This is a genomic window from Sporosarcina contaminans (genome assembly GCF_042679045.1).
Taxonomy (GTDB): Bacteria; Bacillota; Bacilli; order Bacillales_A; family Planococcaceae; genus Sporosarcina; species Sporosarcina contaminans.
On sequence record NZ_JBHTLT010000098.1, the window covers coordinates 1 to 13,358 of the forward strand.

Annotated in this window: 12 protein-coding genes; 3 read left to right on the forward strand and 9 right to left on the reverse strand. The window is 39.0% G+C overall.

The window, feature by feature from the left end; translation table 11 throughout:
* Positions 1-112 precede the first annotated feature (112 nt).
* The gene (locus tag ACFQ38_RS12365; protein ID WP_336824783.1) at positions 113-781 is read left to right on the forward strand and encodes a hypothetical protein; all 669 of its coding nucleotides are present in this window, start codon (positions 113-115) and stop codon (positions 779-781) included.
* A gap of 49 nt (positions 782-830) precedes the next feature.
* Here the strand turns inward: ACFQ38_RS12365 and ACFQ38_RS12370 are convergent, their stop codons facing one another.
* Both ACFQ38_RS12370 and ACFQ38_RS12375 read right to left on the reverse strand, forming a co-directional pair.
* Positions 831-1,031 (reverse strand): cold-shock protein, encoded by a 201-nt coding sequence (locus ACFQ38_RS12370; protein ID WP_336824784.1) that lies wholly within the window; start codon positions 1,029-1,031, stop codon positions 831-833.
* 183 nt (positions 1,032-1,214) lie between these two features.
* Entirely contained in the window at positions 1,215-1,535 is a 321-nt protein-coding gene (locus ACFQ38_RS12375; protein WP_336824785.1) for a DUF1033 family protein, read from the reverse strand.
* Positions 1,536-1,735: 200 nt separating this feature from the next.
* On the opposite strand from ACFQ38_RS12375, the gene ACFQ38_RS12380 reads away from it, so the two are divergent.
* Both ACFQ38_RS12380 and ACFQ38_RS12385 read left to right on the forward strand, forming a co-directional pair.
* On the forward strand, positions 1,736-2,410 hold the full coding sequence (locus tag ACFQ38_RS12380) for a 5-bromo-4-chloroindolyl phosphate hydrolysis family protein (protein WP_381481200.1): 675 nt from the start codon (positions 1,736-1,738) through the stop codon (positions 2,408-2,410).
* Positions 2,385-3,584, forward strand: a complete 1,200-nt coding sequence (locus ACFQ38_RS12385) for a toxic anion resistance protein (RefSeq protein ID WP_336824787.1) — start codon at positions 2,385-2,387, stop codon at positions 3,582-3,584. Before ACFQ38_RS12380 ends, ACFQ38_RS12385 begins: the two co-directional genes overlap by 26 nt.
* Positions 3,585-3,738: 154 nt before the next feature.
* On the opposite strand, the gene ACFQ38_RS12390 is transcribed toward ACFQ38_RS12385, so the two are convergent.
* The 7 genes from ACFQ38_RS12390 to ACFQ38_RS12420 form a co-directional block, all read right to left on the reverse strand.
* A complete protein-coding gene (locus ACFQ38_RS12390) occupies positions 3,739-4,218 on the reverse strand; it encodes a GNAT family N-acetyltransferase (RefSeq protein ID WP_381481208.1) in 480 nt (159 codons plus the stop codon).
* 141 nt (positions 4,219-4,359) lie between these two features.
* Positions 4,360-6,276, reverse strand: coding sequence for a vWA domain-containing protein (locus tag ACFQ38_RS12395; RefSeq protein WP_336824789.1), 1,917 nt, complete (start codon positions 6,274-6,276; stop codon positions 4,360-4,362).
* Between the two features lie 10 nt (positions 6,277-6,286).
* The gene (locus ACFQ38_RS12400) at positions 6,287-7,150 is read right to left on the reverse strand and encodes an ATP-binding protein (RefSeq protein WP_381481203.1); all 864 of its coding nucleotides are present in this window, start codon (positions 7,148-7,150) and stop codon (positions 6,287-6,289) included.
* 48 nt (positions 7,151-7,198) lie between these two features.
* Positions 7,199-7,402: a DUF6501 family protein gene (locus tag ACFQ38_RS12405; RefSeq protein ID WP_381481210.1), complete on the reverse strand. Its 204-nt coding sequence runs from the start codon at positions 7,400-7,402 to the stop codon at positions 7,199-7,201.
* 289 nt (positions 7,403-7,691) lie between these two features.
* Positions 7,692-8,927 (reverse strand): 2-oxoglutarate dehydrogenase complex dihydrolipoyllysine-residue succinyltransferase, encoded by a 1,236-nt coding sequence (gene odhB, locus ACFQ38_RS12410; protein ID WP_336824792.1) that lies wholly within the window; start codon positions 8,925-8,927, stop codon positions 7,692-7,694.
* 68 nt (positions 8,928-8,995) lie between these two features.
* Positions 8,996-11,809: a 2-oxoglutarate dehydrogenase E1 component gene (locus ACFQ38_RS12415; RefSeq protein ID WP_336824793.1), complete on the reverse strand. Its 2,814-nt coding sequence runs from the start codon at positions 11,807-11,809 to the stop codon at positions 8,996-8,998.
* Positions 11,810-12,009: 200 nt separating this feature from the next.
* Complete coding sequence (locus ACFQ38_RS12420) at positions 12,010-13,086, reverse strand: undecaprenyldiphospho-muramoylpentapeptide beta-N-acetylglucosaminyltransferase (RefSeq protein ID WP_381481206.1); 1,077 nt, start codon at positions 13,084-13,086, stop codon at positions 12,010-12,012.
* Positions 13,087-13,358 lie beyond the last annotated feature (272 nt).

Below are 13,358 nucleotides of genomic sequence, written 5' to 3' on the forward strand. Positions count from 1 at the left end.
CGTAAGGCATCCATTTCCTATAGGAGTCCAATAGACGGCCTCCAGCTGTCCGGATCAACTGGAAATTCTATCGGAAAGAGCTCTTACTACTAATATACGAGGAGTGTATACAATGAAAGTGCAAAAACTATTCATCCTGCTTACTTTTTCAATCTTAGTCATTGCAGGTTGTTCACGGAAGGACACAACGACACTCAATAACTCAGGCAATAGCGGCGAATCCACTAATCCAAATGTGAATATGGAAAATCCTACTAAAGTTGATATGAGCTTGCTCGATTATTTTTTGCCAGATGGTTCAAAAGCGCATTTTAAAGGGGAAGGAAACGAATTTGCAGAATTGGACATAGATTTTGCCCAGCCATATGAACATTATGTAATTGTACATGAAAATAATGGCGGTGCTTTGACAAGGTATATTTATAAAATAGGAGAAGACGAAGTTACTACAATTAGTTACGATGTGGTCGAAAATGAACAAGACTTCCCAACATTAGACGAAATTAATAAAATGAAGCCAGCAGGCGTATATTTAAGACAGCCATTTGAAGTCGGCACTACTTTCGACAAATGGGAAATCGTCGAAACAGGGGTAACTGTTGAAACACCTTATCAAACATTCAATGACGCGTTTGTCATTGAATCCAAAGAAAAGGATGCCATTAACCGTAAATACTTCGCTAAAGGGGTCGGTGAAGTGAAACGAGAATCCATCATGAAGCTTGAAAATGGAGAAGAATATGTCGTTACGTCTACATTGGAATCAGTATCACAGCCATAACGAAGTCAAAGAGGTGCCCAATGATAGGCACCTCTTCTTAGTTGGCGAATTATTGTTTAACTACATTAGCAGCTTGTAGACCACGGTTGCCTTCAACAACTTCGAATTCTACATGTTGACCTTCGTCCAATGTTTTGAAACCTTCTCCCTGAATTGCAGAGAAGTGTACGAATACATCGTCTTCCCCTTCAACTTCGATAAAACCGAAGCCTTTTTCAGAGTTGAACCACTTAACAGTACCTTGTTTCATGTGCAAAAACCTCCAAATAATGTTCTTTCTAATACATGAATCCCCAAAAAAAAATTCACATATTACAAAAAGTACCGACAACGCCGATCACTTTTTGTAATACGTGAATACGTTTCTTTCGGTTCATACGTGTTAACTTATTGTTACTATACCATATAGAAAATAAATGTCAATACGACAATATCAAATATTCGAATTATTTCTTAATATATGCGGAGATGGCTTCCCATCAACCATTAGGATAATTCCGTGGTATAGTTGAAGATTTTCATCGCATCCTTCACAAAAAAACTGCTCTTGATCAGACCAAAAAGCGAAAAAACAATCATTTTTTTGAGCAGAATGTGCGTGGCTTTTTTCCAATTCGCCTTTAATTTTATAAAAATATTCTTGCGCTTCATTAACTGTACTAAAAGAACGGCGTGATTTCACCATCGTCTCCCATTCTTCAAACATCCACCATGGCTCAAAATCCGCCTTCATATAGATTACTTCATATGTCATTTTATAAATCCTCCCATCCACTTGGCCGCGAGTGTCCTTCATTTTATCAAATCATTGGGCGCTATCCAAGAAAATCGGTTCGTTTATACGTAAGATATGTATTTGAACTGGTTTTCAGTTATAATGAAAGTAATGAAAATGAAACTTATTAGCTCATAAAACGTATAAACATTATAGATAAGTAAGGAGGCCTAAGGATTATGCAAGAGATAAAAGATTTTTTCCAAAGGCATTTTATAACAGCACCTATTAGCTTTGCATCCTGGTTTATTTTCACTTTAGGCATCGGTATGCATGTATTGCCTGCTACGGGCCTAATGATCGCAATCTATCTTGGCGGGAATTTCACCATTAAACAAATCCAAATTTCGTCCAATGTAAAGAGGCTCAGCATGTCTCGCTCCGAATACAAACATATTAAAACGCAAATTAATGATGCGAAAAATAAAATAAAACAACTCAATAGCTTATACGGACAAGTAAGATCTGTTCAAGCTTTTCGACAAGTATATGAGATGAATAATTTATCCAAAAGGATATTATCTATCGTTCGTAAAAATCCGAAGAAATTTTACCATGTTGAGAAATTCTTTTATTCTCACTTAGACTCCGCTGTCGAGTTGACATCTAAATATGCCATGCTAGTCAACCAACCGCTAAAGGATCAAGAGCTCCGAATTGCTTTACAGCATACTAGAGAAACGTTAAATGATGTCACAAAACAATTGGAGCAAGACTTGCGTGGCGCTTTGGCATCTGACATTGAACAGCTGCAGTTTGAACTCGACTATGTCGATGTAACGATGAAGAAGAATAAACCTCTGCTTGAAATGAAAGGAGAAATGCACAATGACAGAAAATCGTACTACAAATGATGAGGTTAAGACATTTGATGAATTATTGGATAATCCATTCGATATAAATGAACCTCTGCTACCAAAAGAAATGCAAACCGAACAAAAAGAGGGGCAAAATGCCGTAAAGCTAATTGATCGCCTGTCTCCTGAAGAACAAGAAAAAGCAAAGCAATTGGCTGCCCAGATCCCTGTTGGCAATTATGAAGCAATTATCACATATGGAGCCAATGCACAAAATGAATTATCACGGTTTTCCCATAAAATGCTCGATCATGTACAGAGTAAAGATATCGGACCAGTTGGAGATGTCTTAAGTGATCTAATGGGCAAACTTTCAGAAATTGACCCTGAAGATCTTTCCGATAAGAAAAAATCTGGTTTAAGCCGCCTTTTCAGCAAAGCAACCCGTTCCATTCAAGAAATGATGACGAAATACCAGAAATTAAGTACGCAAATTGATCGTATCGGTGTTCAATTAGAACATTCTAAACGTGGCTTAATGGAAGATGTTCATATGTTGGAGAATTTATATGAGCAAAATAAAACGTACTTCCAAGCGTTGAATGTTTATATCGCCGCTGCAGAAATGAAGCGCGATGAAATTGCAAATGTCATCATTCCTGAAATGCGCAAAAAAGCAGAAGAAAGCAACGATCAAATGGCATTCCAAGAAGTGAATGACATGGGACAATTTTTGGATCGTCTTGAGAAACGCCTCTATGATTTGCAATTATCAAGACAGATTACAATTCAAAGTGCTCCTCAAATACGAATGATCCAACAAACGAACCAAACATTAGCTGAAAAGATTCAATCATCGATTATGACGTCCATTCCATTATGGAAAAACCAAATTGCGATTGCGCTAACATTAAATCGTCAAAGAAAAGCTGTCGAATCACAGCGTTTAGTAACAAAAACAACGAACGATCTGTTGCTGAAAAACTCTGAAATGCTAAAGGTTAATTCTATTGAGACAGCTAAAGAAAATGAGCGTGGCATTATCGAAATTGACACGTTGAAAAAAACACAGGAAAATTTAATTCAAACAATCGAAGAAACACTTGTCATTCAAGCAGACGGCCGTGCAAAACGAAAAGCTGCAGAAGTAGAAATAGCACGCATGGAAGAAGAATTGAAACAGCGACTATTGGCAGTACATGAAAAAACAGAACGTCAAAGACCGATCTAATTAAAGAAAGCCACTTTCAATTAGAATAATTTCGATAGGAGAAAACCTATTTTAACAGTATTAAATCATACAAAAATCAGGTTAAATATCACATAATAATTAGTGCATCTAAACGCTTGGAAGAATCCAAGCGTTTTTAGGTTGCCTTATATAGTTAACGCTCTCCAATTTCTTGTTTTAAATCGAATTTGAAAATATCCACCTTTTCATTTTTAGCATCTAAAGCATTGCCGATAAAAACCCAACCCCTATTTTTATAGTACTCGGCAGCATTTTCAGTTCTCAGATAAAGTTCTTTATAACCTAAGTCTTTTACAACTTTTAACGTTTCTGTTATTAGGATTTGGCCTACCCCTTTGCCACGAAATTCAGGTTTTGTATATAAAGACGCAAGCCAAGGTTTGTATAGATCTTGTGTCTTTAAATCATTTTCAAAGATTGAAACGGTTCCTATACATTTTCCATCTTCTAGTGCGATTAATGTAATAGGGAAATCGTCCATTTTAGTATTTGAAAAGAATTTTTTCACCTCCAGAAAAGTCATTTTGCTACTAGTTTTTTCTACAAACTCTTTGTATATCATATTTGCAACGTCATCGATATAAGCAGTTTGATTTGATAGAAAATCAATCATCAAATATTTCCCCCTGTTCTTATTTTCTTTTATTGATGAAAACATAACAATTCAAGAGAAAATAAGATTTTAAAAAAAAACAGGCCAATCCATATGAGAATTGGTCTGAAAATTGGTATGTGATTGACTATGCTTACCTTTCTATTGGTTGATGACAATTGAAAGTGTTTTGCGCAAAATGCGCAATATTTGATCGGTGAATTGTTCAACAGAGTCTGATGCCGCTGATTTATTGCCAAACATCATCGTAAACACTGCACGTTGTTCTACTGTTGTCTCTTCAGCTGATAGAAATAAATGAATAACAGTAACACCTAATTTTTCTGCTTCTACTACAGCTTCCCTCGTATCCAATACACCATTTTGGGCATAGCCAAATGCTGATGGCTCTCCATCAGAAAAAACAAGCAGAAATTTATGTTGTTCTTGACGAGTTAAAAGTCGTTTTGTCATCCATCTGATCGCAAAACCATCACGATTGTCTTCGTTTGCATCGAATGACATAATCGAAAGGCTATCATCTTTGTTTCTGTCTGCAAATGTATGCATCAACTCAAATACATTCGGTTGACTTTCCTTTGTTGCATAATTTGCATCTTCATAGTAGGAAGTAATTTCATGTTGGATTTGTAATTCGCGCAATACATCGTGAAATAGAAGAACTGCTTGTTTTGTTTCATCCAATTTATCGGCCATAGAAGCCGATCCATCTACAAGCAGGCCAAAAACAGCATCTAACTGAGTGGAAGGGATATTTTTTCGATAAAATGGTCGAGGTCGCTCATCGATCATCATCGTAGTCAATTTTGATGATAATCTACCTTTTACAAGCCCTTCTCTCTTCTCTTCCCTTTTTTGTTCAATTCTTTTTTTCATCTCATCGACAAAAGAACGGACAAACGGCTTTTGATTTTCGCGCCAAGCAATTATTTTTTTCTTGTTTTCATATTCATCTTTTATTTGAATCGCTCTTTCTTCATATACGACATTCAAATGCTCAGGTCCGAATGATTGATCGGCATGGAGTTGTGAATTATTTCCCTTTTTAGCATCTCTTTCTTCATCAGATCGTTTCTCACTTTGATCGCCTTTAGAACTGCCCTTCCCCATTTCTTCAATCTGAGCATCTTCATGTCCTTCAACTGCATTTGAGCCATCGCCTTTTCCTGATCGGCCATGCTCCAGTTCAAATTCAAGGTGTACACCCGATTCACTCTTATTTTCTCGGTGGAAGCTACGAAACACTTCTTCGATTGTCTCTTTAACTTCCCCTTCTCCACTTTCTGCATCTTTCATGCCTTCATGATAATGGAAGGGGATAATCTTCTCGTTTAACGCGTCGCCAATTGCATAATATTGATGAAGCAAATCTTCCTCAAGCTGCTCTTCCAAAAGTGCAATAATCCTTTCGGCAACTAATCGGCTGTCCTTTGTGCTCTTTGCATCATATGCAAATGATAATGCTGTATGGATATGGTCAATCGGCAAAGGAATAGTTCCAGGACCATAGCTCCATTCTTTTGGAATTGAAGTATGCATACCTTCATTCAAGGAAATGTACATCATATTCAGTAATGCATCTGCTACAAATCCTTTTTGATAATTAATAGTAAAATGATCTTTATGGAAACGTAGCATTACTTCCTTCCGGATTTGAAATGCCTCCTCCGTTCCTGCCCTTTCTTTAATAGTTGCGTCAATGAGACGGAATTCCTCGATAAGAAGCAATAATTCTTCCGCAAATTTTCGTAATGGATGCGTACGATATGAAAGCCGGTATGAAACCCATTCAGGAACGGAAAAATGTCTCCAAAAACCAGCAGTCAATAAATAAATATCCGACAATCTTCCGCCATGCATAATATGATCTGGACGATGACGCCAATAAACACTCATAGAAATGCCGCCTTCAGCTGGCCTGATTTCCATCAACTTACGCTCCGTCAACTCCAAAAATGGCGCATCTGATAGTGCTCTGCCAATTCTTTCATAAAGTAACATTTGGTTGACATCGACCATTTCGTCATTGAATTGGATGAACCGATTTACTTTTGTCATCGCGAATCCCTCACTTCACCCAAGTTTCACACAATTCCATAACGAGGCTTCGTTCTATTGGATCGTCCAACTTTTCTGCTATCGCATATTGGACTGCGCGCAATATAGGCATATGCTCAGATAAGCTTAACGCATCCAATATGCTTCGAATGGATGCCGCTTCTTCATCCAATAATCCATTCATTACTTGTTTTTGCAAGTCTGCACTAATATTTAGCATTGTTTGAACTAAACTTTGTTCCGCGTTTGGGAACAGCTTTTCCATCAGTTCTTTCAATTGCTCACCGGATAAATAAGGAATGCTATATGAAAGAAAACGATTTTTCAAAGCTTCATTCATTGGAGATGTCCCAATATAACCTTCGTTGATTGCCGCTATGACGGTAAAATCATCATGAGCATGAATGACCTCGCCAGTAAAAGGATTCGTCATCATTCTTCGGTGATCCAATACACTATGAAGAATTGGCAATGTTTCAGGCTTAGCCATATTGATTTCATCGATATATAATATATGTCCTTTTTTCATCGCTTCAATAACTGGTCCTTCTACGAATTCGATATGCGTTTCACCATTTTTGCTAATGATTGTTTTAAATCCTAAAAGCGACTCAGCATCTAAATCGACCGAGCAATTGACACTATGCATCGGTTGATTGAAAAAGTGGGAAATGCTTTGTGATAGTCTCGTTTTTCCAGAACCAGAAGGGCCTTTTAAAAGGACAGGCTTTTTCAAAACGATGCCGACTAAAATATCATCCCAAAGAGTAGAGATCGGAGAAACGTAACCTCCCTCTTGGATTAACGCTTCGTCTTTTGCATCATATATTCTTTTATTGCGTTTTATTTTTTCACTTTCAATCAATGAAATCATAAGTGCCTCCTCATTAAAAACGCCCGGCTAATATTAACCGGGCGATTATTATTCAAAATATGTTTTATAATATCCGCCGACTTTGCCGGTATTGTCGACGACAAAAATGAATTCTTCTGTTTCATTTTTTACTTCGTATTCTTTACCCGGAGTTAACACATTACTCACTACATATTTTGCTGCATCTGTATGTTTGCAAGTAACTGTGCGGATTGTCGGAGATGTTGTCCATTCTTTAAAATTTGACAAAATATACCACACCTTTTTTCTATAATGAAAAGGCCCGATACTATCGGGCTACAGCTTGTTGAGTAAACGTTCACATACCGTGTTGCCGTCCCCTTAATAAACAATTATATCACATTCGGCTTTTTAAACTTCACGCGAATTCGCAGGATACGTTGTGCACTGCCTGCCACATGTCTAACGTTTCTAAACAAAGAGAGGATATGCTTTTTTATTACTGTAAATTGCAAAATGACTGTAGACAAAGTGAAATGGAACTTTGTCTACAGTCTGAGGTCCAATTACATCGGGCCAATTAGGATCCAAGAAGAAGATCTTCAGGGTTTTCAATCAATTCTTTTACCATTTTCAAGAATCCAACAGAGTCTTTTCCGTCAATTACACGGTGATCGTACGACAGAGCGATATACATCATTGGACGGATTTCCACTTTATCGCCAACCGCAACTGGGCGTTTTTGGATAGTATGCATTCCTAAAATACCTACTTGTGTACCATTTAGGATTGGAGTAGACATTAGGGAACCAAATACTCCACCGTTTGTAATTGTAAATGATCCGCCTGCCATATCAGCCAAAGTCAATTTATTGTCGCGTGCTTTTGCAGCAAGTTCTCCAATATTCGCTTCGATTTCAGCGAAATTTTTACGATCTGCATCACGTACGATTGGAACGACTAATCCACCTTCAGTAGATACTGCAATACCGATGTCATAATAATGTTTCATGATCAATTCATCGCCGTCAATTTCAGAGTTGACGTATGGATATTTTTTAAGTGCAGCTACAACTGCTTTCGTGAAGAACGACATGAAACCTAGGCGAACATCGTTCTTATCGAAGAATTCGTCTTTTTTGCGAGAACGCAATTCCATAACTGCAGTCATATCAATTTCATTGAATGTCGTTAACATTGCAGTCGATTGTTTAACTTCCAAAAGACGTTTAGCAATTGTTTGACGGCGGCGCGTCATTTTTTCACGTGTTTCACGGCCATCTTGCACTGGTGCAGCAATTTGTGCTGGTTGTGCAGCTGCTGGAGCTTTTGGAGCATTGCTGTGCGCTTGCACATCTTGAACCCGAACGCGGCCCATTGGATCTACAGGTGATACCGCCGAAAGATCGATGCCTTTTTCACGAGCCAATTTTCTTGCTGCCGGGCTTGCGATCGTACGGTCTGAAGATGCGAATTCTTCAGTTGCCGGAGTTTGTGCAGGTGCAGGTGCAGGTGCAGCTGCCTGTTGTTGCTCAGGTGCTTTTTCTTCTGTTTTTGGAGCTGGAGCCGCTGGTGATCCAGAACCTTCTCCTACTACAGCGATCACTTGACCGACTTCAACCGTATCACCTTCTGAAGCTAATAGTTCTTGAATAACTCCCGCTTCTTCAGAAATAACCTCAACGTTGACCTTATCCGTTTCTAATTCAACGATGAATTCTCCTTTATCAACACTTTCACCTGGTTGTTTCAACCATTTAGCAATTGTTCCTTCTGTAATCGATTCTGCAAGTTCAGGTACTCTGATCTCTGCCACAATAAATTCCTCCTCTAATCTACCGTTTCAACGGCGCAGGCATATTCAAATATTCAACAATAAACATTTTATTTTTTGAGAGCTTCTTCGATAATACGTGTTTGCTCAATTTTATGCGATTCTCCATCACCTTCGGATGGGCTTGCGCGGTGGATTCTTCCGACATAGGAAACTTTTTTGCCCTCGGCAATTTCCAATAAGTATGGATGTGCGAATGACCAAGATCCCATGTTTTTCGGCTCTTCTTGAACCCAGACAAGCTCTTTCGCTTTTGGATAACGCGAAAGGATTTCAGCAATTTTTTCGGATGGGAATGGATATAACTGTTCAACGCGTACGATGTGCAAATGATCGAATCCTTCGCCATCTTTCACTTTCTCAGCTAAATCAATCGCCATTTTACCGCTAGCAAATAGTATTTTTTTCACTTTTTCTGGTTTTTGTCCAGTTCCTGGCTGTTCCAAGACCGTTTTGAAATGTCCTTCAGCTAAATCACTTACTTCAGCTCCTACAAGCGGGTGACGAAGCAATGATTTAGGGGATACGATGACAAGTGGTCTTTCAGCTTCAGTACCTAACATTTTAGCTTGCCTGCGAAGTACGTGGAAGTAGTTCGCAGCACTTGAAATGTTTGCAACTGTCCAGTTGTTTTCCGCGCATAATTGCAAGTATCTTTCAAGTCGTGCACTTGAATGTTCCGGTCCTTGGCCTTCATATGCATGAGGAAGCAATATGACAAGACCTGATTGCTGACCCCATTTTGAATGGCTTGCAGAGATGAACTGGTCGAACATAACTTGTGCCATATTTGCAAAGTCTCCATATTGTGCTTCCCAAATGGATAATGCTTGGTCTTTCTCCAAGTTATAGCCGAATTCATAGCCAACAACAGCAAATTCAGTTAATGGGCTGTTATACGCTACGAAAGAAGCATTCGACCCGCTAATATGGTGAAGTGGCACATACTCTTCGCCATTTTTCTCATCATGGAGTACTAAGTGACGATGAGCGAAAGTACCGCGTTGCACGTCTTGCCCAGTAATGCGAATTGGTTTACCATCTTGTAAAATGGACCCGAAAGCTAATTGCTCAGCATGTGCCCAATCAATTTTTCCCTTTCCTTTGAATGGCTCTTCACGACGTTTCAGAATACGATCCAACTTGCTGAAAACAGTGAAATTCTCAGGATAAGTAAGCAATTCTTCATTCATTTTTTGCAGTCTCTCTGCTTCAACCCCTGTTTCAAGGTCTCTTGGCATGCCTGCGAGGACAACATCAGGAGTCGCATTGGACAATTTCTTCTTATCTGCCGATTGCTCTTTCACACGATCATATGCAGCTTGCATCATAGCAAATACATCCGCATCCAATTGATCAACTTCTGCATCGTTCAAAATATTTTTCTCTACAAGTTCGGAACCGTAAAGCTGACGAACTGTTGGATGTTTATGGATATTATGATACATCATTGGATTCGTAACTAACGGTTCATCCATTTCGTTATGCCCATAGCGACGATAGCCGATTAAATCTATCAAGATATCTTTGCCGAACTTCTGGCGATATTCAAAAGCGAAAGCAGCAGCAGCAATGACACTTTCCGGGCTGTCGGCATTAACATGCAGCACAGGAACTTCAAAGCCTTTTGCTGGGTCTGACGAATAATTTGTAGATCTGGAATCGTAAAACTCCGTCGTAAATCCAATTGTATTGTTTGCAATGATATGAATCGAACCACCCGTTTTGAAACCGCGAATTCGACTATAGTTGAATGTTTCAGGCACAATCCCCTGTCCAGGGAATGCAGCATCTCCATGAATCATAATCGCATAGGCTGACTTCATATCTTGCTCTGGCATACCAGCTTCTGTTGTAGTTTCCTGTGCAGCACGTGTTTGGCCAGCAACGACAGGGTTGACAACTTCAAGGTGAGAAGGGTTGTAAGCAAGGAATCGATCCATGCCAGACTTTCCTTTATATAGAGCTCCCATATGGTATTTAACATCGCCGAACCACCCGCGTGTCGTAATCAGAGAACCATCCTCAGGAACAAATGGATCAGTAGGCACGCCTGCAAATTCTGCAAACATCATTTCATATGGTTTGTTTAAAATATGGGTCAACACGTTTAAGCGGCCACGGTGCGCCATGCCGATCAACACTTTTTTCATTTTGTCTTGTTCTGAACGGCGAATTAATTCGTCCAATAGAACAACTAACGTGTCCAAGCCTTCAATTGAGAAGCGCTTCGCTCCAACAAATGTACGGTGAATGAATTTCTCAAATCCTTCAATTTTCGTCAAGCGTTCCAACAAAGCTTTTTTGTCTTCGCTAGACAATTGAACAGATACCTCTCCGTTTTCAATTTTTGATTGAATCCAATTGCGTTCTTCCTCGTCAATGATATGGGCAAATTCATATGCGATTTTTCCGGTGTACATCGATTTAAGGTAGTTTACTGCATCCAAACCAGTTTCAACTGTCGACGGTACATGTTTCAAGAACAAGGAGGCCGGCATTGATTGTAAATCGCTTTCTGTCAATCCATAGTAAGATAGTTCTAAACGTGATGTATCTTTTGGACGATCATTCAACGGATAAATATCCGATGCAAGATGTCCATATGTACGGATAGCATCAATCAACGTATAAGCTGAAAGCACTTTTCCGAAGTTTTCTGGTGAGACTGCTGCAGAGTCTGCCGTTCGTTCGCCTCCTCCATTCACTGCAGGAGCTCCGTAGTGTCTGAACATATTTGCGAGTTCAGGATCCACCGATTCGGGCGCCTCTTTGAACTGTTCGTACATTTCCATTATATACCCAAGGTTCGGACCGGAAAAAACAGCATACGGTGAACGTTGGGCACCAACATTGTTCGACATGTAAAATGACCTCCACATTTGCCTTTTGGCCTGTTGTGTTTTATATTGTTTATTCTTATTCATATTACCACGCAAATCTTATTACCGAAAGGGTTTCACCCTATAGATTTGCCATTTATGCCATCCACAAGAATACACTTGTTTTTCTCTAAGTGCAACAGTATTTCACTACTAAAATCACTGAAAAATGACTATTTCAGCTATTTTTTGCATGAAAGAATCAATTCGACCATTTTTTCAGGTGTTTTTGTGTTTGATAGATGCTGCATATTTAAAATGAATTCATCCTTATTTTGGGTAAGTTCTATTAATTTTTCTTCTAAAGAGCTGTTTTCAAGCTCTTCCTCCATCATTACCGCTGCTATCCCTAAAGATTTAAAAAGCGATGCATTCAGTATTTGGTCTCCTCTACTCTGCGACGCCGAAAGCGGTATTAGCAGCATAGGCTTATGAATCGATAGCAATTCAAAAATCGAATTGGATCCAGCTCTAGAAACCGCATAATCCGAAGCTGCTAATAAATGCGGCAAACCTTCAGTGACATATTCAAATTGGGTATATCCTGCTGTATATTCTAATGCCTCATCTATGTTACCTTTACCGCATAGATGAATGACTTCAAACCTTTTTAGCAAAGTTGGAAGTTCTTTTCTTACAGCTGCATTTAAAACAGCGGATCCCTGACTTCCCCCCATAATAATGAAAACCGGCTTCTCTCCTGTTAGGCCAGTAATTCTTAACCCTTCTTTCCTTACACCTTCAAAGATTTCTGGACGAATGACAGCTCCAGTACAAGTGGATTTCCCTTCAGGCACATATTGAAGTGTTTGTTCAAAAACAGTGAAGATGTGATTGGAAAATGGCAACGCTATTTTATTTGCAAGTCCAGGTGTTACATCGGATTCATGGATAACAACCGGTGTCCTTGATAGTTTTGCTGCCAATATGACTGGTACTGAAACGAAACCGCCTTTTGAGAAAATAATCTCAGGCTTCAGCTTTTTCAAAATGCTAAAGGCTTGCATGACACCAATTCCGACCTTAAAAGGGTCTGAAAAATTCTTCATCGAAAAATAGCGCCTTAGCTTACCACTCTGTATTGCATGATATGTTACTTCCGGGTGACCTGCGCCAATGAGTTCTTTTTCAATCCCATCATGAGAACCTATATAATGCACCTCGTAACCTTTTTCTAAGAAAACAGGGATGAGCGCTTCATTGACGGATACATGCCCCGCTGTTCCGCCCCCTGTTAAAACAACTATCGGCCGTTTCATTTGGCCATTCACCTCATCTATCTTTAATTAAACTACTACATTCGTTCTCATCACAATTGAGAACCCCTTCAGTTAAACTTTCTTTGCTATTATAGCAAAGAAATCATGATACAATGAAAATTGATTGAACATCAAGGTAAAAATGGATGTCGTCTGCAAAGAAAGTAAGAAAGCCCAGTGGTAATAAGTCAAGGACCAAAATCGAGTGAATTGGAAATTTAATTGTATTAGTTTCTGATATCCATGTTTTTTAGGTATGGCAAATAAACCTC